Source organism: Streptomyces sparsogenes subsp. cuspidosporus, assembly GCF_039532705.1.
Classification (GTDB): Bacteria; Actinomycetota; Actinomycetes; order Streptomycetales; family Streptomycetaceae; genus Streptomyces; species Streptomyces sparsogenes.
Genome location: NZ_BAAASD010000002.1, coordinates 258354 through 283864, shown reverse-complemented (window position 1 = coordinate 283864; position 25511 = coordinate 258354). Strand labels below are relative to the sequence as shown.

Here is a 25511-nt window from a genome sequence, read left to right as displayed (position 1 = left end):
CACAGGCGATCGGGCTCGCACGACGGACCACAGGGCCGCCGCGCACACCGTTGCGGGTCAGCGCCGGACTCTCACCGGACTTCCCCCACGGGAGGCGAGGGGAGCCTAACACCTGACACACGGCCCCCGGGCGGGAGGACGAGTCACGGGCGGACATCGTGCACTGCGGGATCAGCAGGAGTGCGCTGCTCGGCAAGCCGGCCACCGGGGCCGCCGCTCGGTGCGCTGACGGGCACCAACGCGTGCGCTCCGGGGCAACGCGTCGCGTGGTTCGGCCCCTAGCGTCGGAGGCGTTTCCACCGCACAACATCGCAGGAGGCCCTTTATGTCCCCCGCCGACAAGCCCACCAGCAGCCAACCGTGGCTTCATCAGAAGAGCCCGGTGGTCCAGGAGTTCGGAACGGTCAAGCAATTCCCCATCGCGCTGTCCTATGAGGCGCGCATGTATTCCTGCCAGCGCCTGAACAAGGTCCTGGCGGACACCCAGATCCTCTATGGCCTCTACAAGAAGCACCACTGGAGCATGCGGGGCGCGACCTTTTACCAGCTGCACCTGCTGCTGGACAAGCACGCGGGCGAGCAGCTGGAACTCGTCGACACCATCGCCGAGCGCGTCCAGACCCTGGGCGGCGTGGCGGTGGGCGATCCCCGGCACGTCGCCGAGATCACGTCGATTCCGCGCCCGCCGGACGGCGTGGAGGAGGTCCCGGCCATGCTCTCGCGGCTGCTGGAGGCCCTCGAGACCATCCTCACGGACGCCCATGACGCGGCCGCCCGCACCGCCGAGCTGGGCGACGACGGCACCAATGACCTGCTGGTCTCCCAGGTGATCCGCACCGGCGAACTGCAGGCCTGGTTCCTGGCCGAGCACCTGGTCGACACCCCGCTGGTCCGCGTCTGAGCAGGCGCCGACACCCGTGACGCCGAGCACGACCGCGAGGTCCGCTCGGCGTCGGGGTCGCCCTACGGGGTCAGCGGTAGGTCCCCGTCGAGGCCCGGAGGGCGTCGACGGTCGTGGCGGCGAGGTCGCGGCCGCGGGTCTCGGGGCCGAGGCCCACCGCGAGGCCGCCGACGACGCAGGAGGCGATGACGAACAGCGCGACGGCCCAGGAGCGGCCTCCCGTCGCGGCGACGAGGGCGACCGCGATGAGCGGGGTCAGTCCGCCGGTGACGGCGCCGGCGACCTCCCGGTACAGGGCCAGGCCGGTGAAGCGGGACCGCGCGGTGAACAGCTCGCTGAAGTAGGCGGCTTGCGGGGCGAACATGCAGCCCACGCCGATGCCCATGCTCACCACGACGGCCAGGGTGACGGTGAGCGAGGTGTGCGCGTGGTCGATGACCCAGAAGTACGGGAAGACGAAGGCGGCGGAGAAGAGGATGCCGGCCAGGGCCACCGGTTTGCGGCCGACGCGGTCGGTGAGATGGGCGAACACGGGCAGGGCGACGGCCGTCACGGCGGTGCCGACGGTGACGGCGACGGGGCCCGTCGAGCTGGAGAGTTCCAGGGTGTCGGTGAGGTAGGCGGCCAGGAACGTCAGGTTCAGGTAGGCGACGACGTTCTGCGCGGTCTGCAGGCCGAAGACGACCAGGCCGGCCCTCCACTCGGTGCGCACGACCTGGCGTACGGGGGAGATCTCGGCGGCCCTCGAGCGTTCCTGGGCGGCTTCGAACGCCGGGCTCTCGGTCAGCCGCAGGCGGATGACCAGGGCCACCGCGATGACCAGCACGCTGGCCGCGAACGGGATGCGCCAGCCCCAGGCCAGGAACTGGTCTTCCGGTAGCCGGGTCACCAGCGCGAAGGCGCCGGAGGCGAGGAGGATGCCGAGGTAGACGCCGACGCTGGGGGCCGCGCCGAACAGCCCGCGCCGTCGCGGCTGGGAGAACTCGGCCGCCAGGATGGCCGCCCCGCCGTATTCGGCACCGGCCCCGAGCCCCTGGACGGCTCGCAGGACGACCAGCAGGACGGGGGCGAGGACGCCCACGTGCTCGTACGTCGGGACGAGCGCCATGCCGACGGTGGAGGCGCCCATCACCAGCAGGGTGATGATCAGGACCCGTTTGCGGCCGATCAGATCGCCGAGGCGGCCGAACAGGAGACCGCCGAGCGGCCGGACGAAGTAGCCGATGGCGAGGGTGCCGAAGGAGGCGAGGAGTGAGGCCGTGGGGTCGGACGACGGGAAAATGATCTTGTTGAAGACGAGGGCCGCGGCCGTGCCGTAGAGGTAGAAGTCGTACCACTCGAGGGCGGAGCCGACGAGGGAGGCCAGCAGGACCCGGCGGCGGTGAGCGGCGGCGGTGGGGGTGGGCTTCGCCGTGGTGAGGGTGGACATCGTCGTCCTCCTGTCCCGGGAGGGGCACCCGGAGCCAGTTTCCTATAGATAATGACGGCGGGAGCCAGGATGCTATAGGAAAATAGGGCATGGCAATGCTCGCGCACCGAACAGTTCTTACGGACCCCGCATGAGCAGGGATTCTCTATGATTCATGCCATGGCTGACGGGACTCGACAGGATGCACTGACCGATCGCGTGTACGAAGGCGTCAAGGCGATGATCATGGACCACGAGATCGCACCCGGCGCCCGTGTGAGCATCGAGGGACTGGCCCGACAGCTCGACGTGTCGGCGACCCCCGTACGAGAGTCGCTCGCCCGGCTCGAGTCGGAGCGGCTCGTGGTCAAGCGGCCCAACGCCGGCTATCGCGCCACCGACCTGCTCGACCCCGACGCCCTGCTCGACCTGTTCGAGATGCGGCTGCTGCTCGAACCCCGGGCCGCCGCACTGGCCGCGGAGAACGCGCGCGACGACGAGCTGCGCCGGCTGCGGGCCATCGTCGAGGAGATGCGCCGCCAGCCCGACCTGGGCGAGAAGTACTCGGACTACCGCCGATTCGCCGCGCTCGACCAGGAGTTCCACGATGTGCTGGCCCAGGCCGCGGGGCGGCCGCTGCTCGCCGACGCGGTGAACCGCCTCCACGCCCATCTGCACATGCTGCGGCTGAACAGCGCGCCCGGGTCCGTCGAGGCCACCGTCGCCGAGCACGAGCACGTCCTGGACGCTCTCGTGCAGCGCAACCCGGAGAAGGCGGCCGAGGCGATGGCCACCCATCTGCGCTCCAGCCGGGTGCGCCACCGCCCGCAGCCCCCGACACCCCGCCCGGCGCGCAGCAGGACCGCGCCCCGCTGAGCGCCGGCGGGGCGAACGGTCAGCGGGGCGAACGGTCAGCGGGTGGCGAGGAGTTCCAGCGTGTCGATCACGCGGTTGGAGAAGCCCCACTCGTTGTCGTACCAGGCGACCACCTTCACGTGGCGGCCGTCGACCCGGGTGAGGGCCGCGTCGAAGATCGACGAGGCGGGGTTGCCGACGATGTCGGCCGAGACCAGCGGGTCCTCGGAGTACTCCAGGATGCCGACGAGCGGCCCCTCCTCCGCGGCGGCGCGGTATGCGGCCAGCACGTCGTCGCGGGTCACGTCGCGGGCGACGGTGGTGTTGAGTTCGACGATCGAGCCGACCGGCACCGGTACGCGGATCGAGTCGCCCGACAGCTTGCCGTCGAGGTTGGGCAGCACGAGCCCGATGGCCTTGGCGGCGCCCGTCGTGGTCGGCACGATGTTGACCGCGGCGGCACGGGCGCGGCGGGCGTCGCGGTGCGGGCCGTCCTGCAGGTTCTGCTCCTGCGTGTAGGCGTGCACGGTGGTCATGAAGCCGTGCTCGATGTGGGCGAGGTCGTCGAGGACCGCGGCCAGCGGTGCGAGCGCGTTGGTCGTGCACGAGGCGTTCGAGACGATCGTGTGCAGCTCCGGGTCGTAGGCGTCGGTGTTGACCCCGTAGGCGAGCGTGACGTCGGCGCCGTCCGAGGGCGCGCTGACGAGCACCTTCTTCGCGCCCGCGTCGAGGTGGACCCGCGCGGCCTTGGCGGCCGTGAAGCGGCCGGTCGCCTCCAGCACGATGTCGACACCCAGCTCGGCCCACGGCAGCCGCGCCGGCTCCCGCTCGGCGAGCACCCTGATGCGGCGGCCGTCGACCACGAGGGCGTCGCCGTCGACGGTCACCGGGCGGCCGAGCCGTCCGGCCGTGGTGTCGTAGGCGAGGAGCCGGGCGAGCGTGGCCGGCTCGGTGAGGTCGTTGACGGCCACGATCTCGAGGGCGCTGTCGCGTTCGAGCAGGGCGCGCAGCACGTTGCGTCCGATGCGGCCGAAACCGTTGATGGCGATGCGAGTCATGAATGGTGTCCCTTCCGTTCGCCATCAGCCTCGCGTGCAAGATCCGCCGATGGCCGTGGCGGGAGCGCCATGGTTCAAAAGGATCGCGCCAGATCGTGCGGTCGGCTACTCCCCCCGGGTGAAGGTCCGCCGGTACTCGCTCGGTGTGGTGCCCAGGATCCGCTGGAAGTGCATCCGCAGATTCGTGCCGGTGCCGAGACCGACGTCGTTCGCGATCTGCTCGACACTGCGCTCCGAGCGCTCGAGCAGCTCACGGGCCAGATCGATGCGGGCGCGCATGACCCACTGCATGGGCGTGTACCCGGTGTCCTCGACGAAGCGGCGCGAGAACGTGCGCGGCGAGACCGCCGCGTGGCGGGCGAGGGCTTCGAGGCTGAGGGGCTCGTCGAGCCGGTGCAGCGCCCATTCACGGGTGGCGGCGAACCGTTCGCCGAGCGGCTCGGGCACGCTGCGCGGCACGTACTGGGCCTGGCCACCGCTGCGGTAGGGGGCCGCGACCAGGCGCCGGGCGGCGTGGTTCGACGCGGCCACCCCGAGGTCACCGCGCAGGATGTGCAGGCACAGGTCGATGCCCGAGGCGGCGCCGGCCGAGGTCAGGACGCTGCCCTCGTCGACGAACAGAACGTTTTCGTCGACCCGGACGAGTGGATGCCTGGCCGTGAGCGCCCGCGTGTAGTGCCAGTGCGTGGTGGCGCGTCTGCCGTCGAGCAGCCCCGTGGCGGCGAGCGCGAAGGCGCCCGTCGAGATGGCGGCGAGCCGTGCGCCCCGGTCGTGTGCGGCGACCAGCGCGTCGACGACGGCCTGGGGCGGGTCGTCGCGGTCCGGAAAGCGGTAGCCGGGGACGAAGACGAGGTCGGCCCACGCGAGCGCGTCGAGGCCGTGGGCGACGTGGTACGCCAGGCCGTCGCCACCGGTCACGAGGCCGGGCGCCGCGCCGCACACCCGCACCTCGTACGGCATGCTGGCGCGGGTCGCGAACACCTGTGCGGGAATGCCGACATCGAGGGGTTTCGCGCCCTCGAGCACAAGGACGGCGACTCGACGCAGGCGGGAAGGCGACACGGGAATCAGGGTACGAGGTCTTCACCTCGCCGCCGTCCTCGTCCGGGCCCGCGGGCCTCGATAGTCTGCACGACATGATCAACTCATTCGCGGGCTCCGACGACGCCGCGGTCGCGACAGCCGGGGCGCGGGCCGGCGCGGACGTGGTCCGCGCCATGTACGGCCGGCGGCTCGACCGCGTCGACAAGGGGGCCGGGGACTTCGCCACCGCCGCCGACATCGAGGCCGAGAAGGCGATCCTCGGGGTCATCCGTGCCGCACGGCCCGATGACGCGGTGCTCGGGGAGGAAGGCGGCCGGCAGGGCGCCGTCGGCGCGGTGCGCCAGTGGTTGGTGGATCCCCTGTGCGGCACGCTGAACTACGCCGTCGGCAACATGCTGGTGGCCGTCAACGTGGCGCTGCGCGACGGGGCGGCGGCGGTGGCCGACCCGTTCGGCGGCGAGGTCGTGGGCTCGTGGTCGCCGCCGACGACGAGACCCACGGGCTGCTGATGTCGATGATCAAGCGGTAAGCGGCGCCGGGCGGCTCAGAACTCGGGAAGGGACGGATCGGGTGTCCAGGGGGCCGGTGCGGTGATGGCCCAGCGTTCGTGGTCCCGCCAGGCCCCGGCGATGTAGAGGTAGTCGGGCGAGACCCCTTCGTAGCGGAAGCCCAGCCGCCGGACCAGGGCCAGGGATGCCTTGTTCGCCGGCTGGATGCTGGCCTCCAGCCGGTGGAGCCGCAGGTCGGTGAAGGCGTGCCGCAGAACGAGGGCGAGTCCTTCGGTCATGTACCCGTGCCCCGCGGACGGGGCGAAGGCCGCATAGCCGAGGGACGCGCCCTGATAGCGGCCCCGGATGATCGAGTTGATGTTGATCGTGCCGGCGGCGGCGCCGGTCTCCCGGACGCGGACCAGATAGCCCCGGTTGGTGCCGTCGTCGAAGCGGCGCATCCAGGCCTGAAACGCCTCCGGGGTCGCGGGGAGTTGCATCCAAGGCTGGTGCAGCTCGGCGCTGGCCCGCACGAGCGCGCAGAACTCGTCCTGGTCGGAGAGGGTGAGCGGGCACAGTTCGACCCGCGACGGCGTCTTGAGCATGGACTTACGGTAAGGCCTGGGAGCGGTGGGCCACCCGCCTGATCCACTACCGGGACGATCTCGGCGTGGCTTGTGGCGATTTACGGGCGTGGGCCTCGGCGAGGAGCAGATAGCCGCTGGCGGTCCAGGTGTAGGCGCGGTCGCGCAGGCCGGTTCCGGTGAGGGCGTCGAAGTTCTCCGCGAAGCCGTGGGTCTCGCACAGGGTCCGGAAGCGGGCGCTGATCTCGTCCGCGAGGTTCCGGTGGCCGCTGCGGCGCAGGCCGTCCTCGATGAGGACGACGGCGGGGGCCCAGACGGGGCCGCGCCAGTAGCCGTCGGAGACGTAGTGCGGAGAGCCGGGCAGTTCGGTGGCGAGTCCGTACGGCGTCAGGTGTCTGTGGATGCGGTCGGCCAGCGCGGCCGCGACCTGCCGCGGCAGGTGCTCGCCGAGCGCGATGGGCATCAGGTCCAGCAGGCTGGAGCTGCTCCAGGTGTTCCCGCTGTGTGCTCCGCGGGCGACGAAGTGGTCGCCCTTCCAGAGGTGGTCGAGCAGCTCGGCCTGGGTCGCGTCCGCGGTCCGGCTCCACCGGCGGGCGTCGTCCGGCCGCCCCAGCTCTTCGGCCAGGCCGACGAGTTCGCGCAGTTGGAGGACCAGGAACCCGGCGAGGTCGGCGGTGGCGACCACCCGTTCCGGGTCGAAGGTGGTGGCGTTGTCCCAGCCGCTGTCATTGCCGTGCTGGTAGTGGGGAAGGGCGCTGCCGGGCGCTCTGCGCGCGGTGAGCCAGAACTCGGTCCAGCGTGCCAGCCGGTCGTACGCGCGGGCCAGCTCCGCCGGGTCGAGCGGTTCGGGCAGGCGTCGGCGCAGGTGGCCCAGGGCCCAGCCGTGGATGGGGGGTTTGACGTAGTTGTAGAGGATCTCGGAGTGGGTCACGGAGTCGGGCAGGGCTCCGCTCTCGTCCTGGTGGTCGAAGGGCAGGCAGAACTGGTCCCAGGCGGACGCGGGCAGGCCGGGGGCCATCGCCAGGGCGTTGAAGCAGTGGTCCCAGCTCCAGACCTTGTCCATCCAGTGCTTGGACATCAGCACGGCGGGCCGGGTGACGAAGCCCGCCGGGTTCACCGTCGCGGACCACAGGACGTAGGCGGCCAGTTCGGCGGCCGGGGTGCCGGCCGAGCGCCACGGGGCGACGGTGTCGGCGAAGGCCGCGAAGGCGTTCCGCGCGCCGGCCACGACCTGATCGAAGGACGTCCGCGCGGCGTAGGGGCGGCGTGCGCTGTCCAGTTCCTCGACAGCGGCCTCCCAGACCCCGCCGTCCTCCGCCGCGATGTCCAGACCGCGCTCGGCGCTGCCCAGGCCCTGGGCGCCGAACACATCGACCGCGCCGGCGGACAGTGCGGTGATCCGGTAGCGGCGCCCGGTCTCGTACGAGGTGAAGACGTACGCCCCGTCCACCGGGTCACGGAAGAAGTAGGCGCCCGTGAAGGGGGTCAGCGTCTGCTCGGCGGCGCGGACCCGCAGGCCGAGCCCCTCGCCGCGCAGCCGTACGGTGTCCGGTGACTCGTAGGCGAGGTCGATACGCCCGCCTTCGCCGATCCAGCTGAGCAGTCCCGGTGTCGCCTCGACACGGGTCGCTGCCCGGGCATCCGTCCCGGCGTCGAGGGGGACGAACCGCAGGACGGCGTGCAAACCGTTCTGGTGCGACACCAGATGGAGGTCGTCGGCGTAGGTCTTCTGCGCCACCACGGGCGAGATGCCGAACCAGGATCCTTGCGTACTGAACGGAATATCGTGGACCGAGAAGGCCGGGCCGGACGGGGCGGCGGTCATGAGCGTCACTCGTTTCTTCAGCGGTGGCGGGCCGGCGGCGTGCCGGGAGGGGGTGGCGGCGTACCGGGAGGTCAGTCCTTCACGGCGCCCGCGGTCACGCCGGCGGCGACGTACCGCTGGGCGAGCACGAGGATGACCGCGGCGGGCAGCGAGGCCACGACGGCGGTGGCCATGATGGCGTTCCACTTCTGGTTGTTGTTGCCGATGTAGTGGTAGATGCCGAGGGTGATCGGCTTGTGCACGCCGCCGCCCGCGAGGGTGCCGGCGAAGACGAAGTCGGACCAGGACCACAGGAAGGCGAACAGGGACACCGTGACGACCGCGTTGCGGCTCGTCGGCAGGACGATCGACCAGAAGGTGCGCAGGGGGCCGGCGCCGTCGGTCTTCGCGGCCTGGAGCAGTTCGCCGGGGATGCCGGACATGAAGGCGGTGAAGATGAGCACCGCGAAGGGGACGGCCAGGGTGGAGTCGGCGACGACCAGGCCGGGCACGGACTGGAGCAGGCCGAGCTGGAGGTAGATGGCGTAGAAGCCCATCGCCATGATGATGCCGGGGATCATCTGGGCGGCCAGGAGCAGGAAGCTGAGCACCCCGCCGCCGCGTGGGCGCAGCTTGGCCAGCGCATAACCGGCGGGCGCGGACAGGGCCACGGTCAGCACGACGGTGCCCAGACCGATGACGAGGCTGGTGCCGAGGTAGGGCAGCTGCTTGATCGTGGGGTGCGGTCAGGGGGTCGTGGCGGCGCGGGTGTCCGCCTCGGGCGTGGCTCCCGAAGGTCCGGTGCTGGCCCGCAGGGAGATGGGCGGCGTGAGCAGATGGTGCCGGGGCGGCGCGTCGGGATGGTCGAGCCGCTCCACCAGCAGCTCGACGGCGAGCCGGCCCATGTCGGCCGCCGGTACGTCGGCCGCGGTGAGCTGCGGGGTCACCGTCTCCGCCCAGCGGCTGGCCACCACTCCGGTGACGGAGAAGTCGCGCGGCACATGGCGGCCGGCCTGGGCGAGCCCTCGGTAGAGACCGCCCAGCGCGGCCTCGTTCAGCGTGACCAGGGCCGTGGTGGCGGGATCGTCGTGCAGGATGCCCTGTACACAGCTCTGGCCCGAGGCGGCGTCGTCCCCGCAGCAGTACGTCCGGACGGTCAGCCCGCGCTCGGCCGCCGCCTTGGTGAAACCGTCCAGGCCGCGGTGCGCGGACTCGTACCCGGCCCGCAGCAGCTGCTCGGGACGGTTGACGAAGGCGACCCGGCGGTGGCCGAGATCCGCCAGGTGGTGGACGCAGGCCTGCACCAGCGCGGTGTGGTCCAGCGCGACCCACCGACCGCCCTCGGGGCGGGCGGTCCGGCCGATGGTGACGGAGGGGAAGTCCAGGGCGGCCAGGTGGTCCACCCGGTCGTCCTCCAGTCTGATCTCCATCAGGATCGCCCCGTCGACCCGCCGCTCCCCCAGCAGCCGCTGGAACGACCGGTCGCTGTCCATGCCGCTCGGCGACAGCAGCACGTCGTAGTCGTAGGCCGCGGCGGCCTCCACCACACTCCCGATGAAGTCCAGCTGCATCCCCGTGTAGTGGTTCCCGGCCGGCGGGAAGACCAGGCCGAGGGTGCTGGTCCGCCCGTTGGCCAGGGCGCGGGCACTGGCGCTGGGCCGGTAGCCCAGCTCGTCGACGACCTGCTGGATCTTCCGGCGCGTGTCCTTGGACACCGGGCGCTTCCCGCTCAGCGCGTAGGACACGGTGCTCCGCGAGACACCGGCCCGCCGGGCGATCTCACCGATGTTCACGGCAACTCCTTGCTCGAGCCGGTTCGACGCTTCACAGGATGAGCGCCCGCCGGCCGGGGGGCGTGGTGCGGGAGGAGGGGGCGTCCCGGCTGTCGAACCGGTTCGCGTGAAGCGACGGTAGGAACCGCCCGAACGCCTGTCAATACCCCGGACATTCCTTTCACGGCCCAGTGAGAACCTGGCAATCATCGATGCGTCACAGGGATTGCTGACCGGGTTTCCCGGTGCTAGCTTCCCGAACCGGTTCGATGAAGCGATCCCTCCGGCACAAACGATTCGGCCGGCACCGCCCTCACACTCCCCAGCAGGACCTTCCCCCGGACGAGCAGCCGACCGAGGTCGGCCGACCGAAATCGCCCACTCAAGGATTGAGGACGCCATCCATGCCATCCGCTGACAGATCAGCCCGGCGGCGGGCACCGGCCGCCGTGGCGCCGGCCCTCGGCGCGGGCCTGCCGGCCGCACCGGCCGCCCCCGCACAGGCGGCCGACACCCCCCGGCCCGCCGCCCGCTACACCTTCGACCAGGACGACCTCGACTCCGGCTCCATCACCGACAGTTCCGGCAACGGCCTGACGGCGACCCTCGTCAACGGTTCCACCGCCCGGTCCGTCACCGGCACGGACGGGGGCAAGGCGCTCGCCCTGCCCGGCGGGGCACCCACCTCCACCGGCGCGTATGTCCGCCTGCCCCGCGAAGTCGTCGGCACCGCCGAGAGCTTGACGGTCTCCGCCCGGGTCACGTGGGGCGGCGACACGTCGCCGTGGCAGCGGATCTTCGATCTGGGCACCAACACGACCACATACCTCTTCGCCACCCCGGCCAACGGCAACGGGCTGCTTCAGACGTCCGTGACCACCGCCGGAGGGGGCGCGGAGACGCAGCTCCGCGGCTACGCGCCGCTCCCCGCGGACCAGTGGCGGACCATCACCGTCACCCTTGACACCGCCGCCGGCCGGCTCACCACCTACCTCGACGGCGTGGCGGTCTCCTCCGCCCCGACCGGCATCAGGGCCCGGGATCTGCTGGACGGTTCGGCCACGGCCGCCGGCTACATCGGCAAGTCCTTCCACCCGGATCCGCTGCTCGAGGGCGCGATCGACGAGTTCACCGTATGGCACTCGGCGCTCACCCCCGAGCAGGTGGCCGGCCTGGCCGGGGAGGTACCGACCCCCCAGCAGCTCTCGAAGACGTCGTTCGAGGTCCGCACGGCGACCGGGACCGCCCCGTCCCTCCCCGCCGCCGTCCGCTCGTCCTACTCCGACGGATACGACCGGGACACGCCGATCGCCTGGGACGCCGTGGCGCCCGACAGCTACGCCCGGCCCGGGACGTTCACCGTGGCGGGAACGGCCGCCGGGCGCGCGGTGCGGGCGGCCGTCACCGTGGTCCGCGAGGGGCAGCTGACCGTCGACCTCGGCTCGGACACCGGCGCGTTCCACGGCGGCGCCTCCGGCACCCTCTACGGCGTGTACGGACCGGACGTCCCCACCAACAACCTCATCGAGGGCATGGGCCTGCGCACGGTCTCCACGAAGGCGCAGGACGGCCCGCAGCACCCCGGCGCCGACGCCCTGGAGGTGGTGGGGCCGCTGGCCGACTCCACCGACGGGGACGTGTACATCTACATGCCCGACATCCACCGCGGTTTCCCCTACGAGTGGCCGGGCGACACCCCCGAGGAGAAGCTGAAGCTCTACAAGGAGAAGATCGCGACCCAGGTCGACCAGGTCCTCCACCTGCCGAAGCAGTACCAGGACAACATCGTCTTCGTGCCGTTCAACGAGCCCGAGGGCAACATGTTCGGCACCGGGCAGTGGAGCTACAACAAGGTCAGCTGGCTGAGCGACCCGGACGACTACTTCGCCGCCTGGGACGGCGTCTACAGGCTCATCAAGGACCGGATGCCCGGCGCCCGCGTCGCCGGCCCCAACACCAGCGTCCTGTACGACCAGGTGAAGGGCTTCCTCACCCACACCCTTGCCGCCGACACCCTCCCCGACGTCATCACCTGGCATGAGATGAGCCACCCGGAGGCCGTCCGCGAGAGCGTCGCCAGGTACCGGGGGTGGGAGAAGGAACTGTTCAAGGGCACTCCCCAGGAGGGCACCCGGCTCCCGGTCAACCTCAACGAGTACGCGTGGAACTACCACACCTCCGTCCCCGGCCAGATGATCCAGTGGGTGTCCGCGATCGAGGAGTCCAAGGTGGACGCCGACATCGCGTACTGGAACATCGACGGCAACCTCTCCGACTCCGCCGTGCAGTCGAACCGCGCCAACGGCCAGTGGTGGCTGCTGCACTCCTACGCCTCGATGAGCGGGCACACGGTGAAGGTGACCCCTCCGTTCCCCGGCGAGAGCTACACCATGCAGGGCGTCGCCACCGTGGACGAGAAGAAGCGGCAGGCCAGGCTGCTCTTCGGCGGGTCCACCGGCAAGGGCCACATCACCTTCGCCGATGTCCCCGAGAAGCTGTTCGGGAACCGTGTGCACGCCTGGGTGCGGGAGATCGAGTGGAGCGGACAGGTCGGCGACTCGTCGGGCCCCAAGCTGCTCGCCGAGACGAACCTGAAGGTCGGTGACGACGGCGAGGTCGTCGTCGACTTCGGCGACGGCGGGCTGCCGAAGCTGAAGGAGTCCTCGGCGTACGAGATCGTCCTCAGCCCGGCCGGGAAGGCGAGGGGCACCCAGGCCGAGCCCGTGCGCTGGCAGGCCTCGTACGAGGCGGAGGACGCCGCCCACACCGGGTCCGGCTACTCGAAGAACGGCCCGGAGGGCTCGCCGCGCGACGTGTCGAAGTTCTACACCTCCGGCGGCCACGACGTGGGCGGCCTGCGCACCGGCTCGGACGTCACGCTCGACTTCACCGTGGCCGTGCCGGAGGACGGCACCTACGACCTGAGCGTCTTCGCCAACTCCCTCAACACCTTCGACAAGGTGAAGGAGCAGGGCCCCACCAACGTCTTCCTGCGCGTGGACGGCAAGGCGGACAGCGAGCGGGAGCTGCACCTGCCGCTCGGCTACAAGTGGGTGGTGTGGGACCACACGGACACCAAGGTCCGCCTCACCCAGGGCAAACACACCCTGACGCTCGCCGCGAAGAGCCTCGACGGCAAGCGCGCCACCCAGGGCGACGCCATCGTCGACCGCCTCACCCTCTCCCTCCCCGGGCCCTCCGCCGCCACCCAGGTGTACGAAGGCGAACTGGCCTGGCCGGCCGGCGGCGCACGGCCCGTCTACGAGCTGCCCGAACACGCCGGAACCCCCGCCACCGGCTCGGGCGCGCTCCAGCTCCCGAACCACGGGACCGCCACCTTCTGGGTCTACTCCCCCGCCGACCGCGAGGCCACCCTCACCGTCGACACCCTCGGCGGCGCGGGCGCCCGGCTCTCCGTCAACGGCCACGACGTCCTGCGCCTGTCCAGGAGCAGGCACCGCGTCGCGGTCTCCCTCTCCGGCGGCATCAACAAGGTGACACTGACCGGAGGCCCGTCCACCACCCTCGTCGACCGCCTCACGGTCACACCCACCGAGGGCACGCTCACGGCGCGCACCTACGAGGCCCAGCACGCCAGGCTCACCGGCTCCGCCACGCTCACCCCGCTCTCCCTGGCGAGCGGCGGCACGGCGATCACCGACATCGGCGGCGACCCCGGCAACGGCAACACAGCGACCTTCACCGTGCACGCCGACCGGGCCGGCCTGCACGCGCTGCGCATCCGCTACTCCAACCCCGAGCAGTCCCAAGCCACCCACTACAACCCGGACCCACTCGTCCGCCACGCCGACATCACCGTGGGCGGCGGCGAGCCGCGGCGGGTGACCTTCCCCCACAGCTTCCACCGGAACAACTTCTGGGAGCTGACCGTCCCGGTCCACCTCGAGAAGGGACAGAACACCATCACCTTCCGCTCCGAGGAACTGCCGAACTTCGACGGCACCACCTACGCCTCGGACACCTTCCCCGGGGTGCTGCTCCGCTCCCGCCACGCACCGCTGATCGACCGGATCACCGTCGCGCCGTACGCCCAGGAGGTGCGGTGAGGTGATCACAGCGCCCGGGCCCGTCATTCCCGACGGCCCCGGGCGCCGCTGTGCGAGGAACCACGCGGAGTGGTCGTGGCGCCGCCCGCTGTCGCGGCGATCGCGGCCGCCGTCTTCGTCCATATGCGGCGCCAGGCCGACCGGCAGCGGCAGTTGATCGACGACCTCATCCGTACCCGGCGCGAACTGGCCGCCACCGAACGCCGCGAGGGCACCCTCGCCGAACGTCAGCGCCTGTCGATGGAGATCCACGACACCCTCGCCCAGGGCCTGTCCAGCCAGCAGATGCTGCTCCAGGCGGCCGACCGGGTGTGGGCGGCGGACCCCGAGGCCGCCCACCGCCACGTACGCACCGCCGCCTCGATCACCGAGCGGAACCTGGCCAAGGCCCGCCGGTTCGTGCACGATCTGACCCCCGCCGACCTCGCCGACGGCGACAGCCTGGAGGAGGCCCTGCGCGCCCTGGCCGCCCGCGCGTCGCAGGAGTCGGTGGACCTGGTGGTCCGCTGTCATGTCGTGGGAACGCCGGCGCTCCCGCTGCCCGACCGGGTCGCCTCCGCGCTGCTGCGCATCGCCCAGGGCGCGCTGGCCAACGTCCGCGAGCACGCCGGTGCCACGACGGCCACGCTCACCCTCACCCACCTCGGCGACCAGGTGGTCCTGGATGTGGCGGACGACGGCAGCGGCTTCCACGCCCCGCCCGCGGGCGCCCCGGCGGCGAGGGCGCGGGGGCACGGGCTGCCCGCGATGCACGCCCGGGCACGGCAGCTCGGCGGCACCCTGACCATCGAGTCGGCGCCCGGCGAGGGCACCGTCCTGTCCGCCGCGATGCCTCTGGAACCTCAGCCGTGACCGAAACCCGTGTGCGCATCCTGCTCTGCGACGACCACGCCGTGGTGCGTGCCGGACTGCTCGCCCTGCTCGGCAGCGAGCCCGACATCGAGGTGGTGGGAGAGGCCGGCAGCGGCGAGGAGGCGGTGGCCATGGCCGCGAAGCTCCGGCCGGACGTGGTGCTGATGGATCTCCAGCTCGGCCCCGGCATCGACGGGGTGGAGGCCACCCGGCGGATCCGGGCCACCGGCGTCCATGTGCTGGTGCTCACCACCTACGACATGGACGCGGACATCACCCGCGCCATCGCCGCAGGCGCCACCGGATACCTGCTGAAGGCCGAACGCCCCGAGGAGCTCTTCGCGGCGATCCGCTCCGCCGCCCAGGGCCGCGCCACCCTCTCGCCGCCCGTCGCCAGCCGCGTCATGAACCACATGCGCGGTGCCGCCCGGCCCGCGCTGACCTCCCGCGAACTGGACATCCTGGGTCAGCTCGCCCAGGGCCTCGGCAACCGCGAGATCGCCCGCGCGCTCTTCATCAGCCAGGCCACGGTGAAGACCCACCTGGGCCGGATCTACGACAAGCTCGGCGTCGACGGCAGAGCCGGCGCGGTGGCGGTGGCGAAGGAGCAACGGCTGCTGCCCTGAGCCGAGGGCACAGCGGCACGCCCGTCAGGCGCTGAGTCGGGTGACCAGGCGGGTGGGCAGGATCAGCGGGGTGGGGTCCTGGCCGTTGATGAGCGCGACGAGCATGCGCGCCGTCTCCCGTCCCAGAGCCGCTATGGGCTGATGGACGGTGGTGAGCGGCGGATCGGCGATCCGGGCGACGGCGAGGTCGTCGAAGCCGACCACGGCGACGTCGGCGGGGACCAGTCGGCCGGCCCCGCGCAACGTGCGCAGCGCTCCCGCCCCCATGTTGTCGTTGGCGGCGAACACCCCGTCCAGGTCGGGGTGGCCGGCCAGCAGTGCGGCCATGGCGGCGGCTCCGCTGGACTCCGTGAAGTCCCCCTCCTGCGGCGGGAACGGTTCGAGGCCGGCGGCCAGCATCGCGTCCCGGTAGCCGCGGTACCGGGCGCGCCCGGCCTCGGTGTCCAGACGCCCGCAGATCGCGGCCACGCGAGTCCGGCCGCGCGAGACCAGATACTCGGTCGCCTCGCGCGCTCCACCGACGTTGTCGACGTCCACGTACCACCGGGGAGTCGAACCGACCGGGCGTCCGCCGAACACGACGGGCATCACCGCCTCCTCGGCCATACGGGTCAACGGATCGTCCACACGCAGCGCCATCAGCATGGCGCCGTCGGCACCCTTGGAGCGAAGGAGTTCCTCGACCCGCTTCCGGCCCCGGTCGGAGGCGGCCAGACACAGCATCAGATGGAGGTCGGCCTCCTCCAGGGCGGCCGAGGCGCCCACGATCACCTGGGCGAAGAACGGATCCGCGAAGATCGACGGATCCTCTCCCGAGACGACCAGGGCGGCCGCTCCTGTCTGGCGGGTGGCCAGAGCGCGGGCGGTCGGATTGGGTACGTAACCGAGTTGCCGGGCGGCCCGCTCGACCGCCTCGCGTTTCGCACGGCTGACGTGCGGTGCGTTGTTGAGGGCGCGGGAGGCCACGGAGCGGGAGACACCGGCGAGTTCCGTCACCTCGTCGAGTGTCGGCTGCCGACGCGGCGCGTCTTTTGCCATGAGCCATGAGCCTTCCCGCTCGTCAGGGACCCGGGGAACTGGGAGCGCTTCCAGTTTCACCCGGACTCTAGGGCGTTGTCCTCGCCATGTGAAGAACGGGTTGTACGTGGACCCTTGACAGTTCTACCAGCCCGCAACACGATACCGACCACACCCCAAAGGTTCTCGGTGCTGTTGGAACCGCTCCCAATGGGAGCGCTCCCAATACTCGCCGCCGACCTTCGGACGTGTCGTCCCCTGCCGGAGGGCCGCCGGCAGGGGACGTCGTACCACCGCACTTCCTCAGCGCGTCGAACGCTCGGGAAGAGAGCGCGACGCATCCCTGTCAGGAAACCGAGGTACAGTCATGCGCCGCAGACTCCACGCCCTGTTGGCAGCCCTCTTCGCTCTGCCGCTGGCGCTCGCGATCGCACCGTCCGCCCACGCGGCCGATCCGACCACCATGACCAACGGGTTCTACGTGGACCCCGACTCCAGCGCGAAGAGGTGGGTCGCCGCCAACCCGAACGACGGCCGGGCACCCGCGATCAGCGCCTCCCTCGCCAATACCCCGATGGCCCGCTGGTTCGGCTCCTGGAGCGGCACCATCGGCACCGCCACCGGCGCGTACGCCGGCGCCGCGGACTCCAAGGACAAACTGCCCATCCTCGTCGCCTACAACATCTACAACCGCGACTACTGCGGCGGGCACTCCGCGGGCGGAGCCGCCTCACCGTCCGCCTACGCCACGTGGATCGCCCAGTTCGCCGGCGGGATAGCCAACCGCCCGGCCGTCGTCATCCTCGAACCGGACTCCCTGGGGGACTACGGCTGCATGACCCAGGCCCAGATCGACGAGCGCGAGGCCATGCTCACCGGCGCCCTCGACCAGTTCAACCGCCAGGCCCCCAACACCTGGGTCTACCTCGACGCCGGCAACCCCGGCTGGGCGAACGCGGCGACCATGGCCAAGCGCCTCCACGAAGCCGGCCTCCGGCAGGCCCACGGCTTCTCGCTCAACGTGTCCAACTACTTCACCACCGCCGAGAACACCGCCTACGGCAACGCGGTCAACAGTGAACTGGCCGCCCGCTACGGCTACACCAAGCCGTTCGTCGTGGACACCAGCCGCAACGGCAACGGCTCCAACGGCCAGTGGTGCAACCCCGCGGGCCGCCGCATCGGCACCCCCACCCGGCTGGGCGGAGGCGCCGAGATGCTCTTGTGGATCAAGGCCCCTGGCGAGTCCGACGGCAACTGTGGCGTCGGAGCCGGCTCCTCGGCCGGGCAGTTTCTCCCCGAGGTCGCCTACAAGATGATCTACGGCTACTGATCCAGGACACCCGTGGCCCCGTTCGCACCTCGCACCGCGACCGGGCCACGGGATCAGCCGGTCAAGGGGTGCCGGCGCGGACGGCGGTGGTCACCAGAGTGGTGTAGTGCATCGTGAAGCGGCCACCCAGAGCGTCGACGGCACGGCCGACCGCGCCCAGAATCTCGGCCAGTTGCTCGGGGCGGAGCCGGGTGAGGCCACCGGTCGTGGGGAGCAGATCCAGCCATTGGTCGCGCGTGTAGGACCGCTCCCAGTCGAATCGCCACTGCTCCGGGTCGCCGAAACGCCCGTTTTCGCGGATCGTGTCGGCGATCTGCGCGTACCCCGCCTGGTACGTCTCCAGCGGACGCCGCGCCGGCTGATTGCTGAACGGCGAGTCGGGCGCCACCCGACGGTAGGCGGCCGCGAACGGCTCGGCCACCTCGGCAGGCGGCTCGAATACGTGCCCGAAGATCGCCAGACGCCCGTTCGGCCGCAGCACCTGGGCCGCCTTCGCGGCGCCGGCGACCGGGTCCACCCAGTGCCATGACTGGGCGGCGATCAACGCGTCGAACACCCGGCCGGCCGGCTCCCATGCCTCGAAGGTCGCCACCTCGACCTGGAGGCCACGGGCCCGCGCGAAGTCGGCCATCCGCGCGTCCGGCTCGACACCGAGCACGGTGCAACCGGCGGCCTGGAACTGCCGGGCCGCGATGCCCGTGCCGCAGCCGACGTCGAGGACGTCGAGCCCCGGGCTGCCGGCGACGATACGCGCCACCAAGTCCTCGGGGTAGGCCGGTCGGGCCTGGTCGTAGCGTTGCGCGTCCATGCCGAAGGACTCGGCCATCTGTCGAGCCTGATGCAGTCGCGCCGGTTCCGGTTGCTCTCGCCGTAGAGTGGGCATGCGTTCACTCTAGTGGGCAAGTGCCCACTTGCCAAGAAATGATGTTCTGTCGGACGGCTGCGGGCAGGGCGGTCAGCGCCCCGACTGCCGGCAGGACGACGAGTGCGGCGGTGAGCAGCCACAGCTGGTAAAGGCGCGTCAAACCAAGCCCCCCTGCCCGACTCACCTGGCGACGACAGGTGCGGGAGTGCGGTGCACGGCGCCGGCCCGCATGACGAAGTCGATGCCCCCGATGGCCGTGATGTCCTCGAAGGGGTCGGCGGGCAGTGCGACCAGGTCGGCGGTCGCCCCGGGCTGGAGGCGCCCGAGGTCGGGCCGGCCGAGCAGGTCGGCGGCGACGCTGGTGGCGGCGCGCAGGGCCCGCACGGGGGCGATGCCGGACGTGACCATCGCCGGAAACTCACGCCAGTTGTCGGCGTGCGGAAACATGCCGGCGTCGGTGCCGAACGCGATGCGCACGTTGCTCGCGGCCACGTTGTGCGCGGAGTGACGGAGCTGGTCGGCGTAGCGGGTGAACTTCACCCGTTCCGCCGGATCCTTGCCCTCCCAGTAGCTGTCGTCGTCGAGGTGGTCGAGCGCGTCGAGGACCATGAACTGGGTCGGCACGAGGAACACGCCCCGTTCCTCCATCCGGGCCAGGGTCGACGCCGAAGCGAGGTTGCCGTGCTCGACCGAGCGGACACCGGCGGTGACGGCGCGCGAGACGCCCTCGTCGCCGTAGGCATGCGGGGTGCAGGGGATGCCCAGGTCGCGGGCCGTGGCGACCAGCGCGTTCATCTCCTCCTGCGTGTAGGTGGTCTGGGTGGGATCGTCGGCGGGGGTGGCGAAGCCGCCGGTGGCGCCGAACTTGATCCAGTCGGCGCCGGCCCTGATGTTCTCGCGCACCCTGCGCGTGATCTCGTCCGCGCCGTCCGCCAGCGCGCCGATCTCACGGTCGAGGTGGGACGCGAGCAAGGTCGAGGCGTCGCCGTGCGCGCCCCGCGCGGAGATCAGGTACGGCGCGACGACCATCCGTGGCCCCACGACGTGCCCGCGGGCGATGGCGTCGCGCAGGGACAGCGTGACCGGCTCGGCGGCGAAGGTGGCCAGGTCGCGGATCGTGGTGAAGCCACGGTCGAGCAGGTCGCGCAATACCGGCAAGGCGCGCAGCGCGATCGCCGCGGACCCGTCGGACACGAAGGCCCGCAGGAGCCGGCCCGGGTCGACGGTGGTGTGGATGTGGCAGTCGATCAGTCCCGGCAGCAGCATGCGATCGCCGAGTTCTACCACCTCGGCGTCGGCGCGGTCGACACTGGGTCCGACCTCGGCGATCCGACCGTCGCGCACCGCCACCTCGGTGTGCCCGGAGGGCCGGTCCGCCAGTCCGTCCCAGCCTCGTCCGGCGATCAGCACCACCGCGCCCTGTTCCGTGTCCCAGGCACCTGTTGTCACAGCGTTGCCCTCCGCCTGCGCCCCACCGGATGTCACTCGCTCGCCCTTGGTCCCGCCGGGGTCCAGGGTGCCAGCGGGGTGACAGGTCGCGCATCGCGTGTCGGCCGTTCGGGTCAACGCGGTGCGCGCGCCGTGACCTGGTGAGACAGTGCCGGGGGCTTCAGGACCAGCGGTTGCCGGGATGTGTGAGGGGTCGACGATGCATGGCTACGGACTGTTGCACCTCGTGCTCGACCTGTTGGGCACCTTCGCGTTCGCGTTGAACGGCGCGCTCACGGCGACCCGGGTGGCACGTCTGGACATCGTCGGTGTGCTCGCGCTCGCCATGGTGACCGCCCTGGGCGGCGGCGTGCTCCGCGACGTGCTCGCCGGCGCGCTGCCCCCGGCGACGTTCAGCGACTGGCGGTACCTGGCGGTCGCGGTGGCCGGCGGCATGGTCACGTTCCTGATGTGGCGGCACCTGGAGCGCTACACGACACTGATCACGGTGTTCGACGCGGCCGGCCTCAGTCTGTTCGCGGTCACCGGCGCCACCACCGCGCTGGAGTACCACATCGGCGCGCCCCAGGCGGTGCTGCTCGGCGTGGTGACCGGCGTCGGCGGCGGCACACTGCGCGATGTGCTCGTGTCGCGCCTGCCGACGGTGCTGTACGCGGACCTGTACGCGATCCCCGCGCTGCTGGGGGCGGGGATCACCGTCGCGTGCGCACGCACCGGCGTCTACGGTGTGCCCGCCGCGCTGGGGGCGGCCGTCGCCTGCTTCACGCTGCGGATGATCGGCGCCCACTACGGGCTCAACGCGCCGGGGCCGCGCCGCTCCGGGCGCGGCACCGCCGGGTCCGGCGACAGCTCGCGCGACGCCGCGTCATGACCCATGACCTCGGAGCCCGCCGAGCCGCCTGCGCCTCGGTGAGGGCAAGGCCGCCATGCGTCACTCCTGTGTGGCCCCGGGGATGCCCAGCCGGTCGGCCACGGCGGTGAGGGCCGGTCCCAGCGGGAGGGCGACCCGGGTGACGGCGTGCGGGTCGCCCCGGGTCGGGTCCAGATTGACGATCAGCACCGGCTTCCCGGCCCGAGCAGCCTGGCGGACGAACCGGAGTCCGGACATCACGGTCAGCGAGGAGCCGAGAACCAACAGTGAGGTCGCCTCGCGGACCAGCTCGCGGCAGTGCTCGACCCGCCGCGGCGGAACAGCTTCGCCGAAGAACACCACGTCCGGTTTGAGAATGCCGCCGCAGACCGTACAGGGCACCACGTGGAAGTCCCCGACCTGCTCGTCGGTGAGGTCGGCGTCACCGTCCGGGTTGATTCCGGCGGCCACCGGCTCGAAGCCCGCGTTGGCCTCCTCCAGCCGCCGGGCGAGTTCGCGGCGCGGGCTGAAGGCGCCGCAGGAAAGGCAGACGACCCGGTCCAGGCTTCCGTGGAGTTCCACGACCCCCTCGCTGCCGGCGGCCTGGTGCAGGCCGTCGACGTTCTGGGTGATCACACCCGAGAGCAGGCCGTGCCGCCCGAACGCGGCCACGGCCCGGTGCCCGGCGTTGGGGCGGGCGCGGCCGAAGGTCCGCCAGCCGAGGTGGCTGCGAGCCCAGTACCGGCGCCGGGCCTGTGCGTCGGCCGTGAAGTCCTGGTAGGTCATCGGGGTGTGCCGGCTCAGGCTCCCGCCCGCGCCCCGGTAGTCGGGGATGCCCGACTCCGTGGAGATGCCCGCCCCGCTGAGCACCAGCACCCCGCCGGTGCTCAGCGCATCGACGACCGGTCCCGGATCCGTGCTGCCCGGTGGGAGGTCCTCGGCAGGGGTCCAGCTCAACGTGGGGCGCATACGCATGCCGCCAGCGTACGGAACCTGCCGCCGGCACCCGCTTCCGCCGTCGACGCCGCAGCACTGGCCCATGTCACGGCACTGGAAGAGGCGCGCGCGCAGGTCCTGCGTCAGGTGGTCGAGATGCCGAGGCACTCCGGGAGAATCGCCGGGGCCCGGGCCTCGTTGGAGATCATCGAGGGCGGCCTGAACTGCGAGTACGAGGACGTCACCCAGTGCCCGAACTACCGGCGGGCCATCGCCGAGCGGGTCGGCTCCCCCGTGCCGGCGGACGGGCCGGCGCGATGCGGAGAGCCGCCTGCTCCGCGGGACGATCGAACCATGGCGCCGCGGCCACGTTCCCGACCTCCCTAGCGGAGATCACCGCTGATCACCCACAGGTGCCCGAAGGGGTCCTTGACCCTGCCCTGCCGCTTGCCGTACGGGCGGTTCTCGACGGGGATCACCAGCTCGGCTCCCAGCCGCACCATGCGGTCTGCGGTCGCATCCGGATCGGGCACGTTCACCGTGATGAGGACGGGCGAGCCGCCCAGCGACTCGGGGTCGTGCCACCCCCACTCCGCGACGCTCTGCGCCAAGGCGAGAGTCGCCGCTCCCACAGCGATCTCGGCGTGGTTCACCACGCCCTGTTCGTCTGCCACCCGGAGGGTGAGCGTCGCGTCCAGGGCCTCGGTGTAGAAGTCGATGGCCGCCTCGGCGTCGGACACGAGCAACTTGGGGTGTAGTTCATGGGTCATGGCGTGATGGTCACAGGGACGGGCGGCGCTGGGCTTGTAGATTTCGGCGTTCCTCCGTCAACCATCCGGACGGGGTCGTCTCCATGAGGTCGTTGAAGTCACGCACGAGGTGGCTCTGATCGTGGTAGCCGCTCTCGGCCGCGATCCGAGCCCAGGAGTCGGCCCCGTCGCCGGCCCGCCGCACAGCGGTGGCCAGACGCGCGACGCGTGAGGCGAATTTCGGCCCGACGCCGAGCGCGCGCCGCATCACATGGCGCAGCTGGCGCGGGCTCAGGTGCGCGTGTCGAGCCAACTCCTCAACGGACACCCGCCCGCCGCTTGCCGCGATGATCTTCAGTGGTTCGAGGGCGTCGGGGGACATCGTGGTCCGGCCGGCTCGCTCCAGGCGTTCAAGCAGACGAACGCGCATGTGCCACTCTCGTCGCCAGGCCGGATGACTCGCCAGCTCCTCGCACACCCGGCTCACCCAGGGCAGGAGGTCGTCCGCGTCGACACCCCCGGCATCCACCTCGCCGAGCGGCACTTCGGTGAGACGGTGCATGGCCGACGGGGACAGCTCCACGTACACCGTCGGCTGATCCGGCCGAAGGGTGAGGGACGGGGTGGCGGTCCCCGGTCGCATCAACCCGGCGACGACCGCCCGCGTGTGGCGGACGTGTCCGTCGTATCGGACCTCCATGGGCGCGCCCAGGCTGACGACCAGCCGAGCGGACAGAGCCGGTACTGCCCTGTGCAGCCGAGGCGGACCGGTGTGTTCGCCGGCGGCGACCACACCGATGCCGGCCTCATGACATGCCTGACGCAGTTCCACGCCCGCATTCTCACATCGCCCGAGGCGGAAGAGAGAGGGCAGCGATCAGCACACGCCCACGCCTCCGACGCGAACCCGGCCGTTGAGGAGACAGTCGTCGCGAAGATTCCACAGAGATCGGAGTCGCCCTCCTGGTTGAGCGGCACCGACCTGGAGCCCGGCATCGCGGGAGTGATGGGCGCACGGGGTGTTGACGCCTCGCGGAGGCCGCCTATCATCCAAACTTGTCCGACCTCCCGATTGTTGTTCGGTATTCCGAACGACAATTCAGGATCTGCACGGAGATGGGGACCCGCCACCGCGCCGGCACGTCGTCACCCCTGTAGCGCTTCCGCCTACGGCAAAGGAGAGCGATCCGACATGTCCTGGCTCCATCACGAGCACAGTCGCCGCAAAGCCCTGACCACGGCCACCGGTCTGATCGCGGGGGCGGCGGTGCCCGTGGCCGCCGGCTCCCCCGCCGCCGCGTCCCCCGCCGGCGGCGCGGCGACGGCCCCTTCCGCCGCCGCACAGTACGCGAATCCCGTGCTCTGGCAGGACTTCGCGGACATCGACATCATCCGCGTCGGTGACACGTACTACTACTCGGCCTCGACGATGCACTACTCGCCGGGGGCGCCCATCCTGCGCTCGTACGACCTGGTCAACTGGGAGTTCGCAGGACACTCGGTGCCGGTCCTGGACTTCGGGTCCAGGTACGACCTGAGCGGGGCACGCGGCTACGTGAAGGGGATCTGGGCCTCGTCGCTCGCCTACCGCCCGAGAAACAGGACGTTCTACTGGCTCGGCTGCATCGAGTTCGCCAAGTCGTACATCTACACCGCCCCCTCCGTGGAAGGGCCCTGGAGCAGGCTCACGACGATCAACAACGCCTATTACGACGCGGGGTTGCTCATCGATGACGACGACACGATGTATGTGTCCTACGGGAACACCACGATCAGCGTGGCCCAGCTCTCCGCCGACGGGCGCACCCAGGTCCGCGCGCAGCAGGTGTTCAATACCCCGTCGAGCGTCGGCACCCTTGAGGGATCACGCTTCTACAAGATCAACGGGAACTACTACATCTTCCTCACCCGCCCGGCCAACGGTCAGTACATCCTGAAGTCCACCAGCGGACCCTTCGGCCCCTACACGATGCGCGAGGTCCTGCTCAACCTGCGCGGCCCGGTCTCCGGCGGGGGCGTGCCGCACCAGGGCGGGCTGGTGCAGACCCAGAACGGCACCTGGCACTACATGGCCTTCGTCGACTCCTACCCCGGCGGCCGGATCCCGGTCCTGGCCCCGATCACCTGGACCTCGGACGGCTGGCCCGTCCTCCAGCTGGTGAACGGCGCCTGGGGCGCCTCCTACCCCAGCCCCCTCCCGACCCGCCAGGTCGCCCCCATGACCGGCGTCGACACCTTCGACGGCACCACCCTCAAGCCGAAGTGGGAGTGGAACCACAATCCCGACAACAGCAAGTGGTCCGTCGACAACGGCCTGACCCTGCGCACCGCGACGGTCACCAACGACCTGTACTGGGCCCGCAACACCCTCACCCACCGGATCCAGGGGCCCACCTCCACCGCCACCGTCCAGCTCGACCACTCCACGATGCGCGACGGCGACCGGGCCGGGCTCGCTCTGCTGCGCGACTCCTCCGCGTGGATCGGCCTCAAACGCGACGGCGGCGCGACCCGGGTGGTCATGGTGAACGGGCTGACCATGGACGGCAACTGGAACACCACCGGCACCGGCACCGAGGCCGCGAGCGCGAATGTCTCCGGCGGCCGCATCTGGCTGCGCGCCAACGCCGACATCCGCCCCGGCGCGCCCCGGTCCGCCACCTTTTCCTACAGCACCGACGGCACCAACTTCATCCGCCTGGGCCCGGCGTTCACCATGGGCAACGACTGGCGGTTCTTCATGGGTTACCGGTTCGCCATCTTCAACTACGCCACCCAGGCGCTCGGCGGCTCGGTCCGGGTCACCCGGTTCGAACTCGCCACGCCCTGACAGGTCATCGTGGAAAGGGTGCA

General features: G+C 71.2%; 19 protein-coding genes and 3 pseudogenes. 9 read left to right on the top strand and 13 right to left on the bottom strand.

Annotation, left to right across the window (positions count from 1 at the left end):
• Positions 1-325: 325 nt before the first annotated feature.
• The gene (locus ABFY07_RS03780; protein ID WP_346173042.1) at positions 326-901 is read left to right on the top strand and encodes a Dps family protein; all 576 of its coding nucleotides are present in this window, start codon (positions 326-328) and stop codon (positions 899-901) included.
• A 70-nt stretch (positions 902-971) separates the two neighbouring features.
• Here ABFY07_RS03780 and ABFY07_RS03775 read toward each other — a convergent pair whose 3' ends face one another.
• Positions 972-2330, bottom strand: a complete 1359-nt coding sequence (locus ABFY07_RS03775; RefSeq protein ID WP_346173041.1) for an MFS transporter — start codon at positions 2328-2330, stop codon at positions 972-974.
• Positions 2331-2489: 159 nt separating this feature from the next.
• Here ABFY07_RS03775 and ABFY07_RS03770 point away from each other — a divergent pair, with 159 nt between their 5' ends.
• Positions 2490-3185 (top strand): GntR family transcriptional regulator, encoded by a 696-nt coding sequence (locus ABFY07_RS03770; protein WP_346173040.1) that lies wholly within the window; start codon positions 2490-2492, stop codon positions 3183-3185.
• Positions 3186-3220: 35 nt separating this feature from the next.
• On the opposite strand, the gene gap is transcribed toward ABFY07_RS03770, so the two are convergent.
• The gene (gap, locus tag ABFY07_RS03765; RefSeq protein WP_346173039.1) at positions 3221-4222 is read right to left on the bottom strand and encodes a type I glyceraldehyde-3-phosphate dehydrogenase; all 1002 of its coding nucleotides are present in this window, start codon (positions 4220-4222) and stop codon (positions 3221-3223) included.
• Between the two features lie 105 nt (positions 4223-4327).
• Complete coding sequence (locus tag ABFY07_RS03760; protein WP_065967956.1) at positions 4328-5284, bottom strand: GlxA family transcriptional regulator; 957 nt, start codon at positions 5282-5284, stop codon at positions 4328-4330.
• A 74-nt stretch (positions 5285-5358) separates the two neighbouring features.
• Here ABFY07_RS03760 and ABFY07_RS03755 point away from each other — a divergent pair.
• Positions 5359-5730: pseudogene (locus ABFY07_RS03755) on the top strand (inositol monophosphatase family protein); the annotation flags it as partial.
• An 80-nt stretch (positions 5731-5810) separates the two neighbouring features.
• Here the strand turns inward: ABFY07_RS03755 and ABFY07_RS03750 are convergent.
• The 4 genes and pseudogenes from ABFY07_RS03750 to ABFY07_RS03735 form a co-directional block, all read right to left on the bottom strand.
• Positions 5811-6359: a GNAT family N-acetyltransferase gene (locus ABFY07_RS03750; protein WP_346173038.1), complete on the bottom strand. Its 549-nt coding sequence runs from the start codon at positions 6357-6359 to the stop codon at positions 5811-5813.
• Positions 6360-6405: 46 nt separating this feature from the next.
• The gene (locus tag ABFY07_RS03745) at positions 6406-8163 is read right to left on the bottom strand and encodes an amylo-alpha-1,6-glucosidase (RefSeq protein WP_346173037.1); all 1758 of its coding nucleotides are present in this window, start codon (positions 8161-8163) and stop codon (positions 6406-6408) included.
• Positions 8164-8234: 71 nt separating this feature from the next.
• Positions 8235-8873 (bottom strand): annotated as a pseudogene (locus ABFY07_RS03740) (carbohydrate ABC transporter permease); the annotation flags it as partial.
• Positions 8874-8888: 15 nt separating this feature from the next.
• Positions 8889-9935: a LacI family DNA-binding transcriptional regulator gene (locus ABFY07_RS03735; protein WP_346173036.1), complete on the bottom strand. Its 1047-nt coding sequence runs from the start codon at positions 9933-9935 to the stop codon at positions 8889-8891.
• 383 nt (positions 9936-10318) lie between these two features.
• On the opposite strand from ABFY07_RS03735, the gene ABFY07_RS03730 reads away from it, so the two are divergent.
• The 3 genes and pseudogenes from ABFY07_RS03730 (at position 10319) to ABFY07_RS03720 (ending at position 15459) form a co-directional block, all read left to right on the top strand.
• Positions 10319-13981: a LamG-like jellyroll fold domain-containing protein gene (locus tag ABFY07_RS03730; RefSeq protein ID WP_346173035.1), complete on the top strand. Its 3663-nt coding sequence runs from the start codon at positions 10319-10321 to the stop codon at positions 13979-13981.
• Positions 13982-14050: 69 nt separating this feature from the next.
• A pseudogene (locus ABFY07_RS03725) lies at positions 14051-14833 on the top strand (sensor histidine kinase); the annotation flags it as partial.
• A complete protein-coding gene (locus ABFY07_RS03720; protein WP_346173034.1) occupies positions 14830-15459 on the top strand; it encodes a response regulator in 630 nt (209 codons plus the stop codon). The pseudogene ABFY07_RS03725 and the gene ABFY07_RS03720, both read left to right, overlap by 4 nt.
• A gap of 24 nt (positions 15460-15483) precedes the next feature.
• Here the strand turns inward: ABFY07_RS03720 and ABFY07_RS03715 are convergent, their stop codons facing one another.
• Positions 15484-16497 carry a LacI family DNA-binding transcriptional regulator gene (locus ABFY07_RS03715; protein WP_346173033.1) on the bottom strand — a complete coding sequence of 338 codons (1014 nt, stop codon included), beginning with the start codon at positions 16495-16497 and terminating at the stop codon, positions 15484-15486.
• A gap of 346 nt (positions 16498-16843) precedes the next feature.
• Between ABFY07_RS03715 and ABFY07_RS03710 the strand changes: the two genes are divergently transcribed.
• On the top strand, positions 16844-17809 hold the full coding sequence (locus tag ABFY07_RS03710) for a glycoside hydrolase family 6 protein (RefSeq protein ID WP_346173032.1): 966 nt from the start codon (positions 16844-16846) through the stop codon (positions 17807-17809).
• A gap of 61 nt (positions 17810-17870) precedes the next feature.
• Here ABFY07_RS03710 and ABFY07_RS03705 read toward each other — a convergent pair whose 3' ends face one another.
• Together ABFY07_RS03705 and ABFY07_RS03700 are read right to left on the bottom strand one after the other, a co-directional pair.
• Positions 17871-18692: a class I SAM-dependent methyltransferase gene (locus ABFY07_RS03705; RefSeq protein ID WP_346173031.1), complete on the bottom strand. Its 822-nt coding sequence runs from the start codon at positions 18690-18692 to the stop codon at positions 17871-17873.
• Between the two features lie 162 nt (positions 18693-18854).
• Complete coding sequence (locus ABFY07_RS03700) at positions 18855-20123, bottom strand: metal-dependent hydrolase family protein (protein WP_346173030.1); 1269 nt, start codon at positions 20121-20123, stop codon at positions 18855-18857.
• Between the two features lie 199 nt (positions 20124-20322).
• Between ABFY07_RS03700 and ABFY07_RS03695 the strand changes: the two genes are divergently transcribed.
• The gene (locus ABFY07_RS03695) at positions 20323-20994 is read left to right on the top strand and encodes a trimeric intracellular cation channel family protein (protein WP_346173029.1); all 672 of its coding nucleotides are present in this window, start codon (positions 20323-20325) and stop codon (positions 20992-20994) included.
• 60 nt (positions 20995-21054) lie between these two features.
• On the opposite strand, the gene ABFY07_RS03690 is transcribed toward ABFY07_RS03695, so the two are convergent.
• The 3 genes from ABFY07_RS03690 to ABFY07_RS03680 form a co-directional block, all read right to left on the bottom strand.
• Positions 21055-21948, bottom strand: a complete 894-nt coding sequence (locus ABFY07_RS03690) for an NAD-dependent protein deacetylase (RefSeq protein ID WP_346173028.1) — start codon at positions 21946-21948, stop codon at positions 21055-21057.
• A 344-nt stretch (positions 21949-22292) separates the two neighbouring features.
• Entirely contained in the window at positions 22293-22679 is a 387-nt protein-coding gene (locus tag ABFY07_RS03685) for a VOC family protein (RefSeq protein ID WP_346173027.1), read from the bottom strand.
• Between the two features lie 10 nt (positions 22680-22689).
• Positions 22690-23247: a helix-turn-helix domain-containing protein gene (locus ABFY07_RS03680; protein ID WP_346173026.1), complete on the bottom strand. Its 558-nt coding sequence runs from the start codon at positions 23245-23247 to the stop codon at positions 22690-22692.
• A gap of 603 nt (positions 23248-23850) precedes the next feature.
• On the opposite strand from ABFY07_RS03680, the gene ABFY07_RS03675 reads away from it, so the two are divergent.
• Complete coding sequence (locus ABFY07_RS03675; protein WP_346173025.1) at positions 23851-25488, top strand: glycoside hydrolase family 43 protein; 1638 nt, start codon at positions 23851-23853, stop codon at positions 25486-25488.
• The last annotated feature ends 23 nt before the right edge of the window (positions 25489-25511 follow it).

Coding starts and splice junctions, on each gene's coding strand:
- ABFY07_RS03780 (WP_346173042.1), top strand. CDS start 326: ATGTCCCCCGCCGACAAGCCCACCAGCAGCCAACCGTGGCTTCATCAG.
- ABFY07_RS03775 (WP_346173041.1), bottom strand. CDS start 2,330: ATGTCCACCCTCACCACGGCGAAGCCCACCCCCACCGCCGCCGCTCAC.
- ABFY07_RS03770 (WP_346173040.1), top strand. CDS start 2,490: ATGGCTGACGGGACTCGACAGGATGCACTGACCGATCGCGTGTACGAA.
- gap (WP_346173039.1), bottom strand. CDS start 4,222: ATGACTCGCATCGCCATCAACGGTTTCGGCCGCATCGGACGCAACGTG.
- ABFY07_RS03750 (WP_346173038.1), bottom strand. CDS start 6,359: ATGCTCAAGACGCCGTCGCGGGTCGAACTGTGCCCGCTCACCCTCTCC.
- ABFY07_RS03745 (WP_346173037.1), bottom strand. CDS start 8,163: ATGACCGCCGCCCCGTCCGGCCCGGCCTTCTCGGTCCACGATATTCCG.
- ABFY07_RS03730 (WP_346173035.1), top strand. CDS start 10,319: ATGCCATCCGCTGACAGATCAGCCCGGCGGCGGGCACCGGCCGCCGTG.
- ABFY07_RS03715 (WP_346173033.1), bottom strand. CDS start 16,497: ATGGCAAAAGACGCGCCGCGTCGGCAGCCGACACTCGACGAGGTGACG.
- ABFY07_RS03710 (WP_346173032.1), top strand. CDS start 16,844: ATGCGCCGCAGACTCCACGCCCTGTTGGCAGCCCTCTTCGCTCTGCCG.
- ABFY07_RS03705 (WP_346173031.1), bottom strand. CDS start 18,692: ATGCCCACTCTACGGCGAGAGCAACCGGAACCGGCGCGACTGCATCAG.
- ABFY07_RS03695 (WP_346173029.1), top strand. CDS start 20,323: ATGCATGGCTACGGACTGTTGCACCTCGTGCTCGACCTGTTGGGCACC.
- ABFY07_RS03690 (WP_346173028.1), bottom strand. CDS start 21,948: ATGCGTATGCGCCCCACGTTGAGCTGGACCCCTGCCGAGGACCTCCCA.
- ABFY07_RS03685 (WP_346173027.1), bottom strand. CDS start 22,679: ATGACCCATGAACTACACCCCAAGTTGCTCGTGTCCGACGCCGAGGCG.
- ABFY07_RS03675 (WP_346173025.1), top strand. CDS start 23,851: ATGTCCTGGCTCCATCACGAGCACAGTCGCCGCAAAGCCCTGACCACG.